The sequence below is a fragment of the Stenotrophomonas geniculata genome (assembly GCF_034508895.1).
Lineage (GTDB): Bacteria > Pseudomonadota > Gammaproteobacteria > Xanthomonadales > Xanthomonadaceae > Stenotrophomonas > Stenotrophomonas geniculata.
The window spans coordinates 3,864,347-3,877,604 of sequence record NZ_CP140571.1 but is presented as its reverse complement, the minus strand read 5'-3'; the positions used below and the strand labels follow the sequence as shown (position 1 = coordinate 3,877,604).

11 protein-coding genes are annotated in these 13,258 nt (G+C 68.5%); 2 read left to right on the top strand and 9 right to left on the bottom strand.

Annotated elements, in window-relative coordinates:
- Positions 1-17 precede the first annotated feature (17 nt).
- Positions 18-1,475, top strand: coding sequence for an esterase-like activity of phytase family protein (locus RI032_RS17880; RefSeq protein ID WP_322547409.1), 1,458 nt, complete (start codon positions 18-20; stop codon positions 1,473-1,475).
- 138 nt (positions 1,476-1,613) lie between these two features.
- Here RI032_RS17880 and RI032_RS17875 read toward each other — a convergent pair whose 3' ends face one another.
- The 9 genes from RI032_RS17875 to RI032_RS17835 all read right to left on the bottom strand — a co-directional run bounded on the left by RI032_RS17875 (position 1,614) and on the right by RI032_RS17835 (position 12,701).
- Positions 1,614-2,372, bottom strand: coding sequence for a 2,3-dihydro-2,3-dihydroxybenzoate dehydrogenase (locus RI032_RS17875; RefSeq protein ID WP_043396371.1), 759 nt, complete (start codon positions 2,370-2,372; stop codon positions 1,614-1,616).
- Positions 2,363-6,253, bottom strand: coding sequence for an enterobactin synthase subunit F (locus RI032_RS17870; RefSeq protein ID WP_322547408.1), 3,891 nt, complete (start codon positions 6,251-6,253; stop codon positions 2,363-2,365). The genes RI032_RS17875 and RI032_RS17870 overlap by 10 nt, the downstream gene beginning before the upstream one ends.
- The gene (locus RI032_RS17865) at positions 6,250-6,507 is read right to left on the bottom strand and encodes a phosphopantetheine-binding protein (protein WP_010485231.1); all 258 of its coding nucleotides are present in this window, start codon (positions 6,505-6,507) and stop codon (positions 6,250-6,252) included. Before RI032_RS17865 ends, RI032_RS17870 begins: the two co-directional genes overlap by 4 nt.
- Complete coding sequence (locus RI032_RS17860; protein ID WP_019337843.1) at positions 6,507-7,139, bottom strand: isochorismatase family protein; 633 nt, start codon at positions 7,137-7,139, stop codon at positions 6,507-6,509. The genes RI032_RS17865 and RI032_RS17860 overlap by 1 nt, the downstream gene beginning before the upstream one ends.
- Positions 7,139-8,791, bottom strand: a complete 1,653-nt coding sequence (locus RI032_RS17855) for a (2,3-dihydroxybenzoyl)adenylate synthase (RefSeq protein WP_322547407.1) — start codon at positions 8,789-8,791, stop codon at positions 7,139-7,141. The genes RI032_RS17860 and RI032_RS17855 overlap by 1 nt, the downstream gene beginning before the upstream one ends.
- Positions 8,788-9,981, bottom strand: coding sequence for an isochorismate synthase (locus RI032_RS17850; protein ID WP_197650729.1), 1,194 nt, complete (start codon positions 9,979-9,981; stop codon positions 8,788-8,790). The genes RI032_RS17855 and RI032_RS17850 overlap by 4 nt, the downstream gene beginning before the upstream one ends.
- Positions 9,978-11,174, bottom strand: a complete 1,197-nt coding sequence (locus tag RI032_RS17845) for an MFS transporter (RefSeq protein ID WP_043396400.1) — start codon at positions 11,172-11,174, stop codon at positions 9,978-9,980. The genes RI032_RS17850 and RI032_RS17845 overlap by 4 nt, the downstream gene beginning before the upstream one ends.
- A gap of 154 nt (positions 11,175-11,328) precedes the next feature.
- On the bottom strand, positions 11,329-11,640 hold the full coding sequence (locus RI032_RS17840; RefSeq protein WP_322548278.1) for a DUF3817 domain-containing protein: 312 nt from the start codon (positions 11,638-11,640) through the stop codon (positions 11,329-11,331).
- 125 nt (positions 11,641-11,765) lie between these two features.
- Positions 11,766-12,701, bottom strand: coding sequence for a TIGR03571 family LLM class oxidoreductase (locus RI032_RS17835; protein ID WP_164191728.1), 936 nt, complete (start codon positions 12,699-12,701; stop codon positions 11,766-11,768).
- A gap of 66 nt (positions 12,702-12,767) precedes the next feature.
- Here RI032_RS17835 and RI032_RS17830 point away from each other — a divergent pair, with 66 nt between their 5' ends.
- On the top strand, positions 12,768-13,217 hold the full coding sequence (locus RI032_RS17830) for a GNAT family N-acetyltransferase (protein ID WP_010485217.1): 450 nt from the start codon (positions 12,768-12,770) through the stop codon (positions 13,215-13,217).
- Positions 13,218-13,258 lie beyond the last annotated feature (41 nt).

The following is a 13,258-nucleotide window of genomic DNA, read 5'->3' as shown; positions in this document are numbered from 1 at the left end:
CCGCCCGGAGTCCACCGATGCTCACGACCGCCCTGCTGCTGGCCACTCTCTCTGCCAGCGGATACTCCGCTCCGCATGAGGCGACGGGCACAGCGCCGCGCACCCTGCAGCTGGGCGGTCGCAGCTATGTGGACAAAGGCCTGGTCGCCGCCGGGCGGCTGTCGGCGGGAACGGTGGCCTTCCTGGGCGACACGCTGGGATCGTTCTCGTCGCTGGCGGTGCAGCCCGGCACCTGGAAGCGCACTGCCAACGGCTACGAAGGCGTGTTGTGGACCCTGCCCGACCGCGGCCGCAACGATCCCGGGGCTGGCCTGTTCTACGACTACACCGGCCGCGTCGAGCGCATGCGGCTGCGCATCGACATTTCCCCGGGCAAGTCCGAGCTTGGCACGCTGACGATGGCGCCCGACAAGGGTGTGGTACTGAAGGATTTCAACGGGCAGCCGTTCACCGGTGCCGACCCGGGCGACCACACGGTCACCCAGCGCCAGGTGGTGCTGCCTTCGCCGGCCAGCGGCGCTGGTGCGGGCAAGGTCTCGCTGGATGCTGAGTCACTGCAGTTCACCGCAGATGGCCACTTCTATATCGGCGACGAGTACACCGCCAACGTCTACTACTTCGATGCGCAGGGCCAGGTGCAGGGTGTGATCGTGGCACCACCCGCGATCCGTCCGCAGCGCGACGGCAAGCCGGCGTTCGGTTCGCTGGCGCCACCGCAGACCGGCCGACGCAACAACCAGGGCGTGGAAGGCATGGGCCTGTCACCCGACGGCAGCCGCCTGTTCGTCGCCCTGCAGAGCGCGACGCTGCAGGACAGCGCGCAGGGCAACGCGGCGGGCCGCATCAACACCCGCGTGCTGGTCTACGACGTGACGGCCTCGCCAACGCCACAGCAGCCGATCGGCCATTACGTGATGGCTTTGCCTGCCTACGCGCACGACGGCAAGGGCAAGCTGGACCGAACCGCGGCGCAGAGCGAGCTGCGCGCGCTGGATGGCCATCGCTTTCTGCTGCTGGCCCGCGACGGAAACGGGCTGGGCAAGGACGGCGACGACCCGATCGTCTACAAGTCGGTACTGCTGGTCGATGTGGCCGATGCCATCAACCTGGCCGAAAGTGCCTATGAAACCGGCACGGCCTCGGTTCTGGCCGACCCGACCGACACCGCGCTGAAGCCGGAGATCATGCCAGCACGCAGCGACGAACTGCTGAACCTGCTGGACCGCCCGCAGTTGGCCCGTGCCGGGCTGGACCTGGACACAAAGCGCGGCCCACATGCCGGACTGCTGTCAGAGAAGTGGGAAGCCATGGACGTGCTGCCGGCGCTCGACCCGCAGCACCCGAACGACGTACTGCTGCTGATCGGCAACGACAACGACTTCATCGCCCGCCACTGCCGCATGCAGGGCCAGGCCTGCGACAGCCCGTACGACAACGACAACCGCGTGCTGATGTACCGCCTGACCCTGCCTTGAATCGTCGCCGGTCTTGGCCCACCGCTACCGGATCAACCCGCTGTTTGTTGTAGGGCCGAGCCCATGCTCGGCTGCTTTTCCTTCAGGCATCCGTATCTCTGAAGGAACAGCCGAGCATGGGCTCGGCTCTACAAAAGCTCACCCACGCAGGGTGGCGCCGCCGTCCACATACAGGTCGCTCATCGCCACATGCCCGGCCTGTTCGGAGAGCAGGAACATCACCGAGTGCGCGATGTCCTCCGGGGTGGCCAGCTTGCGCAGCGGAATGCCGGCCTTGTAGGTTTCAAGGGTGCCAGCGATCACCCGCTCGGCACCATGCTCGTCCAGCCACATGCCGGTCTGCATCGGGGTCAGTGTTGAACCCGGGGCAACGATGTTGCAGCGGATGCCCAGCGGCGCCAGTTCCAGCCCGAGGCAGCGGGTAAACATCGTGGCGGCGGCCTTGGAGGCCGCATAGGCCGCCATGCCGTGCCTTGGTACACCGGCCGCATTCGAGCTGACGGTAACCATCGCGCCCTGCCGACGCGGTGACATCACCCGCGCCAACGCCCTTCCGACATGGAACACGCCATCGGCATTGACTGCAAACACCCGGCGCCAGTCGTCGTCGGTGGTCCCGGTGACGCCGCCCACATGCAGTACGCCGGCCACGCTGGCGGCCAGCATGATCGGCCCGATGCTGGACTCGACCTGATCCACCAAGGCGTCCACGGCGGCGCTGTCGGTTACATCGAGTGCGAGCGACTTCACCCGGGTATCGGCCACGCGCGGCGTCTCGCGATCGGTCGCCACCACCGTGCAGCCGGCCTCGGCCAACAGCCGTACCAACGCCTCGCCAATGCCGCCGGATGCACCCGTAACCAACGCCACGCGGCCATCGAAACCGGTCAACTGCATGTTGCGATCTCCTGTTGCTCATCCCAGTGGCGCAGCCGCGCCGACAACCACGGCGCCAGCTGCGCCACCGCATCGCGGCCGGTCAGTTCGGCGTGCAGGAACGGCAGTTCCAGCGCCTGCACCCTGCGCGCGTGGGTCCGCCACAACGTCGATTGCAGCTGTGGCCGCGCCTGATGATCCCGACCAGCACGGACGTGCACCAGCGTGCCGTCGAACGGTTGGTGAATATGTTCGCGGATCAGTCGATTGGTGCCGGTCACCGCGCGCACCACGCCATCGAGCACCACATCCGGCAGGCTGCCGAGTGCACTGCCGCCACGGCGCAGGAACCCCAGAATGCGTTCACGGCTGTCGAGTTCCGGATGCGCATCCGGATCGTGGCCGGCAATCGCCAGCAATGCCCGCAATGCAGCGATGGGATCGGGTTCCGGTTCGGCCCGCCAGCACTCGCTGGGATACGCGTCCAGCAGCACCAGCTCGCCGACGTCGCGGCCGATTTCATGCAGGCGCACCGCCATCGCCTGGGCGAGGATGCCACCTACCGACCACCCCACCAGATGCACTGGCCCCTTCGGCTGTAGTGCGACCACGCGCTGCACGTAGTCGTTGGCCATCGCCTCGATGCTGCTCGGCAGCGGCTGCCGGGCGTCCAGTGCCGGCGACTGCAGGCCGTACACCGGGCGTGCCGGCTGCAGTGCCCGGGCCAGGGTGCGGTAGTTCCAGGCGATCCCCCCGGCCGGATGCAGCACGAACAGCGGCGTGGGCCCGGCGGCGTCGGTTGCGGCCAATGCGATCACCGGCCCCAGTGCGTGATCGGCCAGCGCGGGAGGCTCGGCAATACGAACCGCCAGCGCGGCCACGGTGGGCTGCGCAAACAATGCACCCAGACCCAGATCGCAGCGCCAGCGCTGCTCGATCGCCAGCAGCAGGTGCACCGCCGACAGCGAATCACCGCCGAGACTGAAGAAATCTGCATCCACTGCCACCGGCGCCTCACGCCCAAGCGCCTGGGCGAACAACAACGCCAGCTCCTGTTCCAACGGCGTGCGCGGCGCCAAGCCGGCAACTTCAAGTTGCGGTGGCTTCGGCAACGCGTTGCGGTCGAGCTTGCCGTTGGCGGTCACCGGCCAGTGGTCCACGCCGACAAACGCCGAGGGCACCATATAGTCCGGCACGCGCGTGGCCAGGTGGCTGCGCAGCGTTACGGCATCGGCAAGCGCGGTCGGCAGATACGCCACCAGACGCACTTCGCCGGGAGCATCCTGGCGCAGCAGCACTTCCACCCGCTCCATGCCAGGCAGCTCGCGCAGTGCCGCCTCGATCTCGCCCAGCTCGATGCGCAGGCCGCGCAGTTTCACCTGGTGGTCGCTGCGGCCGAGATACTCGACCGCACCATCGCGGCGCCAGCGTGCTACGTCGCCGGTGCGGTAGATACGCTCGCCCGTCAGGAAGGGATCGGCAAGGAAGCGCTCGGTGGTCAGATCATCGCGACCGAGATAGCCACGCGCCAGCTGGACGCCACCCAGGTACAGGTCACCGGGCACGCCCACCGGCACCGGCTGCATCCGGGCGTCCAGCACGTACAGGCGGGTGTTCCAGACCGGGAACCCGATCGGCACCGGCCGCGAACGATCCTGCGCCGACGCCGGCCAGTAGCTGACGTCCACGGCAGCTTCGGTCGGGCCATACAGGTTGTGCAGCTCGGCGTGCACACGCGCGTGGAAGCGGTCGCGGGACGAAGCATCCAGCGCCTCGCCACTGGTGAACACCCGTCGCAGCTGCAGCCCTTCGGAGGCCGGTGCAGCGAGGAAGGCATCCAACATCGATGGCACGAAATGCGCCGTGGTGATGCCATGCTCGCGGATCAGCCGCGCCAGTTCAGTGGGATCGCGATGCGCGTCCGGCCCGGCGACCACCAGCGTGGCCCCGCACAGCAGCGGCAGGAAGAACTCCCAGACCGAGACGTCGAAGGTGGCCGGGGTCTTCTGCAGCACGCGGTCATCGGCGCGGATGTCGTAGTGCTCGCGCATCCACAGCAGGCGGTTGACGATGGCACGGTGTTCGATGACCACGCCCTTGGGCTCGCCGGTCGAGCCGGAGGTATAGATCACGTAGGCCGCATCGTCAGGTGCCGGATCGGCCCACGGTGCGGCAAAACTCAGCGCAGTCCACTGCTCCGGCGCGAGCACCGGTACGCCGGCCACGCGCGCCGATACGTCCGCCGCAGCCAGTACGCACACCGGCTGTGCCGAGGCGAGAATACGCGCCAGGCGCTCGTCCGGATGAGCAAGGTCCAACGGCAGGTAGGCGGCTCCGGCACGCAGCACCGCCAGCAGCGCGATCACCAGCTCCAGCGAGCGCGGCAATGCCACCGCCACCACGGTGCCCGGGCCGACATCCATTGTCCGCAGCTGTGCCGCCAGCGCGAAGCTGCGCGCTTCCAGCGTTGCGTAGTCCAGCGTAGTGTCGCCGAACACCAGTGCCGGCACGTGCGGGTCCCGATCCATGCCCTGCTGCAGCAGCTCGACCAGGGTCGTCTCCGGCAGCGCGTGCGCGGTGGCATTGAAACCGTGCAGCACCTGCTGCGCCTCCTCGGGCGTCGCCAGAGGTACGGCTGCGATATCGTCAGCCTGCAGTGCCGCCGACACGAAATGCAGCAACCGCGCCGCGTGCGCCTCGACATCCTCGCGACTGTACAGCGCGGGACTGGCCTCGATCTCCAGATCCAGCAGACGCTGGCCATCGCCGCGGAAGCCCAGCGTCAGGTCATCCACCGGCCCGGTGCACAGCACCTCCAGCGTCGCCTGCACGCCCGTCAGCGCCAGCGGCTTGTAGAACGGCTGCACATTTACCATGGGACCGTGCAGGCGCTGCTGCGCGCCCACCAGGCCCAGATCCCGGCGCAGTTGCTCGCCTCGGTAACGGCCGTGCTTGCGCCCTTGGCTGAGCTGCCGGCCCAGGCTGCGGGTAAAGGTTTCGACGCTGCCCTCGCCGGCGGCCACGCGCAGCGGCAACACATTCATCACCATCGCCGGTACCCGTGCCGACGCGTTGCCAAGCCGGCCCATGTAGGGCACGCCCAGCACCACTTCATCGGCCGCGCTCATCCGCCGCAGGTACTCGGCCGACAACGCGGCCAGCACGTCTGGCCAGGGCTGCAACCAACGTACCGATGCCTGCAGCAACTGCTCACGGAATGCCGCATCGAGCGGCTGCACCCAGCGCAGCGCGTCGTCACTGGCCGCGAGCGTACCGGCCAGGCCGACGCCCGCCGGTGCCCCCTGCATGTGCTCGCGCCACCACTGCCCGGCCTGCGTGCGGCGCGGGTCGGCACGATAGGCGGCATCATCGGCCAGCACGCCAGTCAGCCCCGGCAGTGGCTCACCGGTACGACCGGCATACAACGCACACACGCGATCAGTGAACAGCGCCATGCCGTAACCATCGGTGGCCAGATGATGCACACGCAGGTACCAGACCCAGCGCTGCCCGCCCAGCTCAAGCAGCACCTGCTGACTGATCCGGTCGCGGGTGGGATCGACCGGGCTCAGCCGGTCGGCGTGCATCAGGTTGCGGGCCGCAGCGGCGGGATCCGTCTCGGTGGACACATCACGCACCGAAAGCAACGGCACGTGTGCGGGGTCATGCCACTGCAGCGGCTGGCCATCGGCCCCTTCGGCAAAGCGCAGCGCGAAGGCCTCTGCCTCAATTGCAGCTTGGTCTGCCGCTGCGACGAACGTAGCCACATCCAATGGCCCATCGATCCACACCGCGTGCGCGGTATTGAATGACGGGTTGTCCGGTGCCAGCCGCTGTGCGAACCACAGTCCCGCCTGGGCCTCGGTCAATGCCACCGGCGTGGCCAGCGCGACGGCGTTCATGCGCTCTGCGCGGCCTGCAGCGTCTGCACCACGTTCCACCACTGGCGCAGCGTGGTGTGTTCGGCCAGCTGCGAGAACTCCAGCGGCAGGCCGGTGTTGCCCCAGGCCAGGACCAGGCCGAGCATGCGCATCGAATCCAGGTCCAGGTCGATCAGGTTGTCGTCGTCACCGATCTCGGCAGGTGTGCACTCCAGCACGCGCGCCACATCGGCACGCATCCGCTCCAGATCCAGCACCTCACCGGTGGCAGCCATCACAGCACCTCCAGCAGCTGGTCGGTGGTCATCGGCACCCCGCTGGTGCGTGCGATCCAGTGCAGCGCCTGATCATGATCGGCACGCGAGAAGTCCGCCACCGCGTCAGCGGCGATGAAGGCCTCGATGTCACGCTGGAAGGCCTCGACCACGGTCGCGGTGCAGCCGATATGGGCGTACACGCCGGTCACCAGCAGCTGGTCGCGCCCACGTACCCGCATCAGCGTCTCCAGGTTGCTGCGCTGGAAGGCGCTGTAGCGGTGCTTCACCAGCACGTGCTCGCCTGGCTGCGGTGCCAGCGCCTCGATGATCGGTTCGTGGTCGGCGCTGCGGCGCATGCCCGGCCCCCACAGATCGGCCTGCAGGCCACGGTCACGGCGGTCCTGGTCGCCATGCTGGGCGGTGTAGAACACCGGAATGCCGTGCGCGCGGCAATGCGCCAGCAGCCGTGCGATGTTGTCCACGGCCGGCCGTAGCGGTGCATTACCGGCGTCGAAGGCGGCCAGGAAGTAACGCTGCATGTCGTGCACCAACAGCGCGACACGAGCGCGCTGCGGGCGCCACGGGCCACGCGCCTGCGGCAGTTCGGCGGCAGTCGGCAAGGGATAATCGGTGATACGGGGCAGCGCCATCAGCGCGTTCCTCCTGTCTGTTGCAGATGACGCGCACGCAATTGCGCGCGCAGTTCGCGGCGGCTGATCTTGCCGACCGCAGTGGTATCGAAACTGTCGACGAACACGACCTGGTCGGGCACCTTGAACGCCGCCAGGCCGCGCCCGCGCATCCAGGCCTTCAGTGCCGGGGCCTTGAACGGCTCGCCCTGCGCGATCACGAACGCACAGCTGCGCTCGCCCAGATACTCATCGGGAATGGAGACCACGGCGGCGTCGAACACACCCGGGTGCGCCAGCAGGTGGTCCTCGATCTCCTCAGCGGAGATCTTCTCGCCAGCGCGGTTGATGTGGTCACCCGCACGGCCCTGTACCACCAGATAGCCACCGGGCAGCTGCTGCACACGGTCGCCGGTGCGATAGAAGCCGTCGTCGGTGAACGAGCGCGCATTGGCCACCGCATCGTTGTGGTAGCCACGGATGGTGTACGGGCCACGGGTGAGTAGATGCCCCACCTCGCCCTCGGCCACCGGCTGGTCATGGTCATCGACCACGCGCACTTCATCATCCGGACTGATCGGTCGCCCCTGGCAGGCCACGATCAGTTCTTCCGGATCATCCAGGCGGGTGTAGTTCACCAGCCCTTCGGCCATGCCGAATACCTGCTGCAAGGTACAGCCGAGGCCGTCGATCACCCGCCGCGCGGCTTCCGGCACCAGCTTGGCGCCGCCCACCTGCAGTACCTGCAGGCTGGACAGGTCATGCCTGCTGGTGGCGGCGGCCTGCGCCCACAGCAACGCCAGCGGCGGCACCAGGCCACAGCAGGTCACCCGCTCCCGTGCGATCAGCGGGAAGGCCGCATCCGGTCCGGGGCCGGGGCTGAGCACCACGCGGGCACCGGCGTACAGCGCGCCGAAGAAGCCGGGCGAGCTCATCGGGAAGTTGTGCGCAGCCGGCAGCGCGACCAGGTAGACGCTGTCGCGGTCTATGCCGCAGAGGTCATTGCTGGCGCGGAACGAGTAGATGTAGTCGTCGTGGGTACGCGGAATCAGCTTGGACAGCCCGGTGCTGCCTCCGGAAATCTGCAGGAACGCCACCGATTGCGGGTCCGGATCGACCGGCAGCTGGCTGCGATCGCCCTGCAGCGCCTCCAGCGCGACGAACTCCGCCGCTTCGCCGTCGATCACCACATGGCGAACCGCCGGGACCTCGGCCTGCAGCGCCCGCGCCAGCCCGCGGTGATCGAAGCCGTCGTGCAGTGCCGTGGTGATGTAGGCACTGGCTTCGGCCTTGCTGGCGAAGTGCACCAGCTCGGTGATGCGGTGCGCCGGCAACGCGTACACCGGCACCAGCCCGGCACGGAACAGGCCACAGACCGTGGTGATGAAGCCTGCCGTGTTGCCCAGCTGCACCAGCACCCGCCCCCCTGGCTGCAGGCCCAGCGCCAACAGGCCGGCGCCGATCCGCCCGGCCTCGTGCCACAGCTGTGCATAGCTCAGGCGGACGTCGCCGGCGACCACCGCGATGTCATCGGCATAGCGTTCTGCACGGTCGCGCAGGAACGCCGGGAAGGTCTCGCCACGCCAGTGACCGGCCTCGCGATAGCGCGCCACCAGCGCGTCGGGCCACACCTGCTGCAGTGGCAGGCGGGAGGATTCAACGGAAGCATTCATGCGGCAGGCTCGATGGCGGGCGCGGATTCATGGACACCCAGCGCGTTCAACAGGGCAGCAAACTTCGCTGCGGTTTCAGCCACCTCGGCCTCGGGGTGCGACTCGGCGACGATGCCGGCACCGGCATACAGGCGCAGTTGCGTGCCCTGCAGGCGCGCGCAGCGGATCGCCACGTACCAGTCGCCGTCACCCTGCGCGTCCAACCAACCCACGGCGCCGGCATAGAAGCCACGCGGTACAGGTTCCAGCTCGCGGATGCGCTGCAGCGCCGCCAACCGCGGCGTACCGCAGACCGCCGGCGTGGGATGCAGCTGTGCCAACAGCTCGGCCGCCGATGTCTGCGGATCCTTCAGGGTGGCGTGGATGCGGGTGCCGAGGTGCCACATGCTGGCGGTGGCATGCAGCACCGGGCGCGGCTGTGCATCGATGTGGCTGCAGTACGGTGCCAGGCCCTCGACGATGGCTTCGACCACGTGGCGGTGCTCGTCGTGGTCCTTGGTCGAGGCCAGCAGCGCCTGCGCCGCACGCTCGTCCTCGGCGGCATCGGCACTGCGCCGCGCGGAACCCGCCAACGGATGCGACAACAGTTCGGCGCCGCGCTTGCGCAGCAGCAGCTCCGGCGTCGCACCGACCAGCCAGGCCGGTGCCTGGCCCAGCTCCACCGGAAGCGGCACCGCGTAGGTCGCCACCGACGGATCCGCGCCCAGACGTGCCAGCAGCACGTCCGGAGAAAGCACCTGGCGGGTGCGTGCCAGCAGGCTGCGCGCCAGCACCACCTTATGCAGGTTCTGCTCGGGCGCACGCAAGGCCTGCACTGCCGCAGCGACTGCAGCGGCATAGTCCTGCGGCACAGGTTCGGCCCGCAGGGCGCCGTCAAGCGGCGGTGCGGCCTGCGGCTGCAGTGCCAGCGCCGGCAGCAGGCGCTCGGGCTGGTACAGCGCATCGTCGGCACGCGGCTCGAACGGCACCGCGCCAACCAGCAGGCCCGGGCCGCCACGCTGCTGGGCAAAGAACTCCGAAACGCGTTCTGCCAACGTCGCCAGTGCACCGGCTGGCAACGTGGCGCGGCAACCGCGGGCGTGCACGTGCTGGCCGGCATGCCGCAGCAGGAACAGCGACGCGTCGTCGGTGCTCTCCTGTGGTGCTGGCGCAGCCTCCGGCCACGCGCCCTGCATCAGGGAATCGTTCATGGGGTCTCCTTCATCCGATGCGCTGCGGCCAGCGCGCACAGCAACAGCAGCAGCGCGCCCACCAGCAGGTAAGGCAGGCTTGGCCCGCCGCGATACAACAGCGTGCCGAGCATCGGCCCGGCCACCATGCCCAGCCCTTGCGCGGCCGCCACGGTGCCTGCGGCGGCGCCCTGCTCGTGCGCCTCTACCGCATCGGCGGCCAGCGCCTGGAACGAGGGGAATACGAAGCCCATGCCGAACGCAGCCAGCGCATACGCCGCAGGCAATTGCCAGGCCTGCTGCACGCCCGCCACCGAAGTGAAGCCGATGCCGGAAATGAGAGCGCCGAGGACGATCCAGCGACGTGGATGCACCTCCAGCTTCATCACCAGCGCCTGCGCCAGGATCAGGCCGACGCCAACGGCGGTGAGTGCAATGCCGGCCATGCGCGCGCCGGTCGCCGCATCCAGACCCAGGCGATCAATTGCGAAGAAGCCGACCGTGACCTGCGCGATAGTCACCGAGACCATGGCGATGAACGCTGCCAGCTGCGGCAGGCACAGGCGCGCGTCGAGGCGGCTCATCGGCGTGCGGCGCTGTGCGGACGCGCCCACCACGGGCGGTGTAGCCGGCAGCCGCCAAGCCAGCAATGCCAGTGCCAGCAACGGCAGCAGCGCGGCCACGTACAGCGCCAGCGACAGGTTCGTATAGGCCAGCCAGCCCGCGGCGGCCGGGCCGAGCACCATGCCCAGCGCGTTGGCACTGCCCAGGCGGGCGAGGAATTTTGCACGCTGTCCGGTGGGTGCCTTGTCGGCGATCAGCGCGGCTGCGGTAGGAGGCACAGCCGCGTAGAACAGGCCGATCAGGCCACGCGCACCGACCAGCACCAGCACTGACACCAGCACCGGCGGCACTGCCTGCAGGGCGACATCGATGAACACCGCCAGCGCGATATAGACGACGGTGTAGGCGCTCATCGCCAGCATCAGCACGCGTTTGCGGCCGATGCGGTCGCTGAGCTGGCCCCAGGGGCGCGCGGCCAGCATCCACAGCACGCCTGCGGCGGTGACCGACAGGCCGGCATGCCACTCGGACAGGCCGAGCATGCGGACCACCGGGCCGATCACAGCGACGAAGGACATCATCGCCATGGTGCCGATCAGGGCAGCCAACACCAGCGCCGGCAAGCCGGGAACGACGGGACGTGCGTGCATGAAACACCAGCCGTAACAGGAAAGGATTGGCCGGGCGCGTCTGCACGCCCCGCCCGGCACCCGCCCCACTCAGGACCGGATGCCACCCTTAAATGATAACGGCTCGTATTTGCATTTGATACCCATTCTCTTGAATGGGCATGCAACAGTGGGTTCAGCGCATTGCACGCAGGCACAGCAGGCCACGGCGCTTGAACCACCACTCCAGCGGCAGCGTCACCAACGGCGGGATGGCCGCCAGCAGGGCCAGGGCACTGGCCCACCACGGCCAGCGCAGGCGCACCGCCGCAAACAGCGTGACCGCCACGTACACCAGGAAGGCCACGCCGTGCAGGGGCCCGAACAGCTTCACCAGCGCCACGTTGGTCATGGGGCCGTACTTCATCCACATGCCGATGAGCAGGCCGGCCCAGGTCACGGCCTCGATGAAAGCGACCGCGGCGAACAGGCGTCCGGTCGAGTGCATGGGGGAACGTTGGGTCACGCGGGGCTCCGGCATCGGGATATCAAATGCGAATGATACGCAGATGCGAACGCCATGTAGAGTCGAGCCGTGCTCGACTGCTGGAGCGTGTCCACCAAGGTGGACACCTACCGGAGCGTGTATGGCAGAACGTGCTCCCCGATCTCACGCAGCACCGCGTCCATCGGCCTCCCGTTGTCGACCAGGTTGAACATCACGTGCCCCACGCCCTGCGCATGCACGCGCAGCAGGTAGTCACGCAAGCCGTCGCGGCCGACCTTCAGGCCCAGTGGCAGCGGCTCGGGCGGTGCCTGCGGATCGGCCTGCAGATCCAGCAGCATCGACTGCACGAACGGCTTGCCTGGCCCAGCGCCTTGCGCCTGCGCCTGTTGCCACAGGCCGATGCGCCCTTCCTGCGCGGCCTCTTCGCGGTGATAGGTGGCCCAGCCTTCGGCTTCGCGTGCGATCCACTGCAGGCTCTGCCGCGCAGTGCCCACCACCAGCATCGGAATGCGCGTGGCCGGGGCCGGCAGCACGTCGAAGCCACCGGTAGCTTGCACTACCGCGACCCTTTCTTCGGATTCCGGTGACAACGCCGCGCGCAACAAGGTCCAGCGTTCGCGGAACGTCGCCGCCCTGCCCTGCAGATCCTCGCCGAATGCGGCGAACTCTTCCGGCCGATCGCCAGACCCGAGGCCCAGCACGAAGCGGCCGTCGCTGATCCGGTCCAGGCTCAAGGCCGACTTCGCCACCTGCAGCGGATGGCGCAATGGCAGCACGATGGCCGCGCTGCCGACCACGATGCGCTCGGTCGCCGCAGCCAGCATGCCCAGCCACAGGAACGGGTCGTCCAACGCGCTCGTTGTCGCGTCCGGACCCTGCGGCACCATCAGCGGCACGTCGCGCGTCCACAACGCGGCAAAGCCCAGGTCATCGGCCAGTCGCGCGATACGTCGCGCCTCACGTGGATCGGCCAACCCATGCGACGCCACGGGCGTCATCAGGCCCAGGCTCAGACCCTGCTGCGGAAACAAGGCAGCGTACGCGGGATTGAAATCACTCATGCCGCCAGCTTAGCGTGAAGGCTTGCGGCAACAATGACGCGCCGCCCACCACCGGAAGCACACTGCATGCCGACGATCCGCCCCGCCCACGTCGATGACCTGCCCGCGATCAGCACGGTGTGCCTGGCTGCCTTCACTGCGGCGGTCGCACCTTCGCTCAGCGCGGCCGGCATCGCCACCTTCGGCAGCGTCGCCGCGGCCGAAGCGTTCGGCGCGCGCCTGCACGGCGACAACCACATCCTGGTGGCCGAGCAGGACGGCCGCGTCGTCGGCGTGATCGAACTGAAGGAAGGCCGGCACCTGGCGATGCTGTTCGTCGATCCCGGCTACCAGGGCCAGGGCATCGGCCATGCTTTGTTCGACGCGGTGCTCCCGCAGGTGCGCGAGCCGGTCCTGACCGTGCGCGCCTCACTCAATGCAGTGCCAACCTACCTGCGCTATGGCTTCGTGCTGGACGGCGACGTCGGCGAGTTCAATGGGCTGGTGTATCAGCAGATGGTGCGGGCAGCGGCCTGAAGGCATCCGCCGGCCAATGCCCGGCGGGCGTCATGCCCTGC

Coding starts and splice junctions, on each gene's coding strand:
- RI032_RS17880 (WP_322547409.1), top strand. CDS start 18: ATGCTCACGACCGCCCTGCTGCTGGCCACTCTCTCTGCCAGCGGATAC.
- RI032_RS17875 (WP_043396371.1), bottom strand. CDS start 2,372: ATGCAGTTGACCGGTTTCGATGGCCGCGTGGCGTTGGTTACGGGTGCA.
- RI032_RS17870 (WP_322547408.1), bottom strand. CDS start 6,253: ATGAACGCCGTCGCGCTGGCCACGCCGGTGGCATTGACCGAGGCCCAG.
- RI032_RS17865 (WP_010485231.1), bottom strand. CDS start 6,507: ATGGCTGCCACCGGTGAGGTGCTGGATCTGGAGCGGATGCGTGCCGAT.
- RI032_RS17860 (WP_019337843.1), bottom strand. CDS start 7,139: ATGGCGCTGCCCCGTATCACCGATTATCCCTTGCCGACTGCCGCCGAA.
- RI032_RS17855 (WP_322547407.1), bottom strand. CDS start 8,791: ATGAATGCTTCCGTTGAATCCTCCCGCCTGCCACTGCAGCAGGTGTGG.
- RI032_RS17850 (WP_197650729.1), bottom strand. CDS start 9,981: ATGAACGATTCCCTGATGCAGGGCGCGTGGCCGGAGGCTGCGCCAGCA.
- RI032_RS17845 (WP_043396400.1), bottom strand. CDS start 11,174: ATGCACGCACGTCCCGTCGTTCCCGGCTTGCCGGCGCTGGTGTTGGCT.
- RI032_RS17840 (WP_322548278.1), bottom strand. CDS start 11,640: ATGCACTCGACCGGACGCCTGTTCGCCGCGGTCGCTTTCATCGAGGCC.
- RI032_RS17835 (WP_164191728.1), bottom strand. CDS start 12,701: ATGAGTGATTTCAATCCCGCGTACGCTGCCTTGTTTCCGCAGCAGGGT.
- RI032_RS17830 (WP_010485217.1), top strand. CDS start 12,768: ATGCCGACGATCCGCCCCGCCCACGTCGATGACCTGCCCGCGATCAGC.